Raw genomic sequence first — 6386 nt, 5'->3', positions numbered from 1 at the left:
AACCCGGCACGAGACAGCCGTGTGCTCGCCCTGCCCGGCCCAGTGACACTCGCCGTGATGCCCGACACGCCACATGCCAGCGAGCTTGCTCGCCAGGCTCACCTGGCGGGCAAAACGGTCATTCTGCACATGCCCATGGACCCGGCAACAGGGCCCTATGCCTGGCATCCAGGCATGCCACAGGCTGAACTGATGCGCCGCCTGGACGCCGCCCTGGTCAAGGTGCCCTTCGCGGCGGGCCTGAACAACCACATGGGCAGCCGGATGACCGCAGAGCCCGAGGCCATGGGTTGGCTGATGGATGAACTGCACCAACGCGATCTGTTCTTTGTCGACAGCCGCACCAGCGCCAGGACGGTGGCCGCAGCCAAGGCCCAGGAAAAGGGCCTGGCCAGCGTCTCACGTGATGTGTTTCTGGACGATGTCCGCACCACTGCCGCCATCGCCGCGCAGTTGCAACAGGGCATCGACCTGGCGCACAAACAGGGCTCGGCGGTACTGATTGGCCACCCTTACCCGCAAACACTTGACGTGCTGGAGCGCGAGCTGCCGAAACTGAAAGCCCAGGGCATCACCTGGATTGAAATACACCAGATGATTGCCGAACGCAGCAACCAGGCCATGCCCGGCCATGGCAAACATGGCCGGTACCTGCCCGCCCGCTGAACGCTCCCGCTCGTGCTCCAGGCGACGATCAGTCGAGCTGCAGTATCTTGTCCACGTCAGCCAACGTCACATCGCCCCGGTGGATATTGATAAGGCTTCCGTCATCCCGCGCATTGGCCAACTGATAGCGGCGCCCAAGGTTTCGGTCCTTCCAGGCCTTCAGGTGGCCTTTGACGAACTGCCGACGTGGCGTGGCATTGTCCGGGTAGTGGAGGTGTATTTCCCACAGCGGCTCCAGCTTTTGCGTTCTGATTTCATATTTTTCAATGAAGTCATTGGCATGCCCTTCGACCGGCGTTCGACTCCCTACCCGCGCGATCTGCAGCTTTGCATACTTGTACAGGTACTTCAGGCTCTCGGCCTGTGGCGGGCTCTCCATGTAGAAGGTAATCAAATCCTCGCGGAGGGTATCGGCCGCCTCACGAAGCGCGACGATTTTGCCCAGGTCGCCCTCAGTCAACTGCTCCCCTAGTGCCTCAAGCTGCTGAGCCGCCTCACGGAAATTACGCTCTTCATGCTCAAAAATGTGCTCAAGGCTCTTCAGCGAATCGGTTTTTTTCAGGTAACCACGCAGTTTGCGCAACGCACCTTCACGCCTTTTCAACATGCGATTGGCTTTTTCCCTGGCCAGGCGCAATGCATCAGCAGAGGGCGCACCTTCCTGAGGAGCGGGCAACTCATTGCTGCCTTGCGCCTGCTCAACCACTTCGACCCACTGATCACCATGCTGGTGAAAGCGGCTCAGGCGCTCCCCCGTCACCTTATTACGCTGCTCAACATAGACCTGATCACCCTCGGTCACTTCCTTCCCTACCAGTACGCGCTGGTCATGCGTGGTGATGGTGCGCGATTTGGCGGAAAACTTCGGCGTCGGACGCGGCCTGGCAGGGGTACGGGGTTGATCCAGCTCCTGGGCCCTGATCGCGAGCGCCAAGTCTGTCTCGGCGCTGTGTTTCAAATCCTTCAGCTCCGCCCTGTAGCGCTCCAGCGCGTCGGCACGCACGTTGTCGTACGGGTTTTCCTGAAGAAACTCACAGATCTGTAACGTTGTGTCATAGACTTCAAGGCTACTGTTCAAAATGCTGATTCGATCAGACAGCGAAACGTCCTCCTGCTCCAGGGAGGCATGGGAATACCCTGCACGCTTTAAATCCGAACCGATCAGCAGATGTTCCAGCCACAGGAAGTCATCCGGGTCGGACATCGCAGCCCTGTTCATGACCAACTCGCCAAGGTCGGTCAGGTAGGCAAAGCGAAGCTCTTTCGTGCTGAACAAACGCTCGGCACGCACCTTGGCAACGGCGTCGCTCAACCCCGCCTCAACCAGCAGGCCGTCCAGATGATCGAGTTGCGCCAGGAAGTCCAGGATTTCCTTCTGCTCCTGAATGTTGGTCGTCAAAGCATCGACAAACTGATTGTAATGATCGATTTCAAGCTCACTACGCGGCCATCTGACAACACGCTCACGACTCTCGGCAAGCGTGTCCCAATCGGTGCAAAGGTAAAGCCGTTGGTACAGGGTGGCAGAATCAATGGCCAACTGGGTCAACACCGCGTCAAGGTTCTTGGAGACCCCTGTGCGCGCATAGAACTTCGCGTATTGAGGCTTACCCAAGTCGATAACAATGTCCCTGACTTGCCATTGAATATCCACCATCCGCCGTAGATGCGTGATCTGGTTCTTGTACTGCGCCGCCAGCACATTTTCCCGCTCAAGCTGAAGCGCTTGTACTTTTGCGATGACCCCTTCAAGCACCGTCTTGGCCGGTCCATCAGCGACCTCATGCTTGGCCTTGAAGCCCGCCAGAGTCTTCGCTGCGTTGTCTTTTTCGGCCACCAAACTCCGCGAGGTCTCGATCAGTTTCTCGAAAGCGTCTTTCTCCGTCACGTAGTCTTGCATGGCCTTGCTCATCTGCTCGAGCGTCGCTTCATAATGCGCCTTGTTGGCCTCGGCCAATGCACTGATCTGACGCTTCGGGCCGCCGCCACGCAAGGCCAATCTCAAATCCAGCGCCCATTCATCAGCCGACAGGTGCCGCAACCGCGGGCCACGCTGAAGACGGTAAATGGGGTTGACCACCCAGACCTCCCCTGCCGCCCGGTCGACACGATAGACAGCCCCTGCAACCTTGGCATACAGGTTGTCATCGGTACCATACAGCCCCCGCGCCTCGTCATCCTCGCGATAGCCTCCCAGGTCTGTCATCGGATCCACCTGCCAGCGCCGAAGCTTTTCACGCTGCACTGCGCTCAGGTGGTTCGCGGGGTTGCTCCAGGAAAAATCCAGTGCGGTGCCATTGCCGCCAAGCGTGGCGGTAGTCGAGAACGACTGGTCTTTTTGCACTTTCACCAATGGCACCACATCGCCCTCAAGCCTGCGCGCAGGGCCGGCAATCTCTGGCAAGGCAACAGGCTTGGGCGGCGCGGCCTCACCGGGCGGCGATGAGCGGTGCAACAGGAGCAGGCCCAGATTGAACAGCAAATCAACAATCGCCGCGTCCCGCTGAAACTCATCCCCGCTGCGCAACGCCTTGAAATCCTCGTTCAGACTACTAACCAGTTGAACGACCCAGATAACCACAGCGACAGGACCACGCAGTAGTGGCACTACCGCGCCGAACACCAGCCACGCACCTTTCTTAATCAGTGCCCAACGGCTTTCGGCATTGGACACCGAGTCTCGGTTGGCCAGCTCGACCAACATCCGGGTATTGCCCTCAAAGAGCCGCTCACAGGCCGTTCCCACCACGTCCACCGCAACCAACTGAGCAGGTGCTGACCGTTCCAGCGGCAATAAAGTGTCAATGATCACCCTGGATATGTGCGGCTCGTCGAAACCACCGTTGGCGTAGACTTGACGGGTATCATCACTGAACCAACTGAGGACACTCTCCTGTAACGCTCCCTCTTCCTTGATGGCATCAAACAGCGCCTCAGTGCTGGGGAACTGTAGCAACGGTTGCTCGGTGTCAAGCGGCCGGTACAGCACGCACGGACCTGTTGTCATATCACGGGGAGCAATGACAAAGAAATTGACGACCTCATCCGCGACCTCGCTGTCAGGCTCGCGCTTGAAGGCAAGCGGCCTGATCAACACGGCGGCCTCATCGCCCGTTAAATCATCACTCAGCCCCAGCGTCGCACTCCGCACATAGTTGTAGCCCACTTCACTGAAACCGGCCTGCCCACGGATTTTGGCCTCCAGCGCCACAAGCGGTAAATGCACTTCAAGCTCACGGCAAAACAGCTGTTGTCGATGCTTGAGCTGGGCAGGGTCGCCCAGTAACGCCGCGACGTGCTTGGGGTACACCTCACCGATGTTCACCCGTTGCACCAGTTCATCTATGTACTCAGGCGTCATCCAGGCCATGATCGGCTTGTCGTTCCGATGGCTGATGACCACAGTGCCACTGGGCTTTGAGACCAGATTGCCGATGGCATAGTCGGTAAAGGTCATGGCCTCGTGCCTGATCATGCCAGCTGTACCCAGTTGCCCTTCGGCAATCGCGAACGTCAGTATCAGATCATCCGCAAAGTAGTCGCCGTCCGATGGGTGATCATTCAGTAGCTGATCGCGCAGTGACTGAGCGGTAAAAGCCTTCAAGCTCGGCACATCATAAAGAAATGATTGCCCGCGAGACGTTGCCTGCGCATTGGCCAGCCCCAGCAAAAGGCCCATATAGGCAAACTGATCGGATGCCGAGGCATCACTTAACCAGTCTGGCAGGCTGTCGCTGAGTACGGCCTGTGGCACCACCGTCAGCAGCGCGGTGGGCAGGAAGAACACCGAAGGATCCGTGAGCGCACTAAAGCCTTGCTCCAGCGCCTGCACATCGGCAAATCGACGCGACGCCAACGGCGTCAATGCCTCTAACTGACGATTCAACAGTACACTGGCCTGCACCTCGAACAGGTTTTCTTCAGGCTCATGACAGCTCCAGGTAACCTGAGACACCACGAAACGCTTGGCGACCCACGCATGCAAGGCCTCGGAAAACGCCTCTTCGCGGGTAAACGATTCCACCCGCCCCGAAGGCTGACACCAGAGGAACCTGTCGTGCCCGTCTACCCGAGACTTCAACAGCACGTCACCACTCAGCAAGGCATAGGGACCGGCAGCCCCATCCACATGGATATCAATCAGGTAGGCTTGCGTGCAGTCATTGCCATAGCGCCGCTGTCGACTCATTTTCATCGGTACTTCGACGACTTGGGACAGTGCAGCACGCTCCTCACGCCCTAACTCTGCAGTGGACTGGCTTGCAGTCAAAACGGTCTTGAGCACCTCGCTGAGCCACAGCGTCCGTGGCACCTGTGTGCTGCCCGTCTGCTGCCAGTAATCGACCAAGGCTTGTTGCAAATTGATATGAATCGTCGCCTGCAACTCATTCAGCGACTGAGCCACATCCTCCATGTCCAGACGATTCTTCAGGTCACCCGATTGCATGACTGCGGGGTAGTCATAGCTGAGCCGGTAGGCCTCCTGAGTCTCATTGGCAAATACCAGCGTTTTGCCCTGTGCGAAATGCAGCATGAAGACATCAAGCAGTGACTGGCGCGAATAGAACAGGCGATTCTCACGCCTTTCGGGCACCATCAGGCTGATTTGACTGGCCGAGACCAGGCCGGGGTAGTTCCTGGCGAGGGATGGGTAACGTGCGAAAAGCACCTCAAGCATCCGCCGCTCAAGCACGCTACGCAAGGTAGGGCGCGAGGCGAATTGCAAGGCAACCATCGCCTGAATGTTGATATCACTGGGGTGTAAAGAACCAGACATGCACAACTCCTGTCAGTGCGATAGAACACATACAGGAGCGTAACGTCAGCCTTGTACGGCCGATCAATAACTATCTACCACCAGGCAGAAGCGCCCTTCTCGCCTTACAGATAGCGGGCAAACGTCGCGTCAACAAACCCATCCTCGCGCATCTGCTCCAGTGCCTGCTGAAGCCGACTGACAACTGCGTCCGAAACGCTCGTGTTCAGTGCCAGGTACAACTCTGCACCATTAAAACGCAGCACCGTCTTGAGCTGGTTGATGCCGATCTGGCGGGCCAGGTAGCGACCCGCCGGGTCGCCCGTCGCCCACAGGTCGATCTCCCCCCGGAGCAGCTTCCCGGCATTGTCCTGATCCCGCAGCACGATGGAAGGTCGTAGCCCTTGCTTGCTCAGGTGTTCGGCAATGGCATCGCCCTTGTAGGCGCCTATCCGATAGCCACGAGCGTCTTCCAGGCGTTCCAGGGTGATCGGGCTGCCCTCACGCGCCAGCAGGATCCAGTCATCCGGCCCGATAGGGCCTACCCATTTGAACAGCGCCTCGCGCTCCGGCTGGCGGGCCGTGACAAACACACCGTAGCCTGGCGTATGCAGGGCCAGCTTATAGATACGCTCCCAAGGAAAGCGCAGAGTCATGCTATAGGAGACATCCGCACGCCTGAACATTTCCCGAACGATATCGGCCGCAATGCCTTCGATATTGGCATCCTGAGCGAAGCTCTTGCCGTTCGTGGCCATGTTGTAAGGCGGAAAGTTCTCGGTCAGCAGCACCAATGGCTCGTCTGCACGAGCAACACTGCTGAGCAGGAATACGCTGAAGATCAGAAAAGCAGGAAGCTTGAACATGGCAGGCACCGGGATCCTTGGCGCCTTCAAGAGTGCCGGGCACCTGAGCGGCTGTCCAGCACCGCAGCACACATGAAAAAGAAAGGGCCCTGTTCCTG

General features: G+C 58.3%; 3 protein-coding genes. 1 reads left to right on the top strand and 2 read right to left on the bottom strand.

Features of this window, described 5'->3' with window-relative positions; translation table 11 throughout:
* Positions 1-666 (top strand): divergent polysaccharide deacetylase family protein (locus EKA13_RS04605; protein ID WP_065758233.1); only part of this gene is annotated, 666 nt, incomplete at its 5' end.
* 28 nt (positions 667-694) lie between these two features.
* Here the strand turns inward: EKA13_RS04605 and EKA13_RS04600 are convergent.
* Entirely contained in the window at positions 695-5443 is a 4749-nt protein-coding gene (locus tag EKA13_RS04600) for a dermonecrotic toxin domain-containing protein (RefSeq protein WP_065758229.1), read from the bottom strand.
* A gap of 104 nt (positions 5444-5547) precedes the next feature.
* Positions 5548-6288 (bottom strand): substrate-binding periplasmic protein, encoded by a 741-nt coding sequence (locus tag EKA13_RS04595; RefSeq protein WP_065758228.1) that lies wholly within the window; start codon positions 6286-6288, stop codon positions 5548-5550.
* Positions 6289-6386: the final 98 nt, after the last annotated feature.

The sequence above is a fragment of the Pseudomonas defluvii genome (assembly GCF_001695625.1).
GTDB classification, from domain to species: Bacteria; Pseudomonadota; Gammaproteobacteria; order Pseudomonadales; family Pseudomonadaceae; genus Aquipseudomonas; species Aquipseudomonas defluvii.
This window is presented reverse-complemented; position numbering and strand designations above follow the sequence as displayed.

Coding starts and splice junctions, on each gene's coding strand:
- EKA13_RS04595 (WP_065758228.1), bottom strand. CDS start 6,288: ATGTTCAAGCTTCCTGCTTTTCTGATCTTCAGCGTATTCCTGCTCAGC.
- EKA13_RS04600 (WP_065758229.1), bottom strand. CDS start 5,443: ATGTCTGGTTCTTTACACCCCAGTGATATCAACATTCAGGCGATGGTT.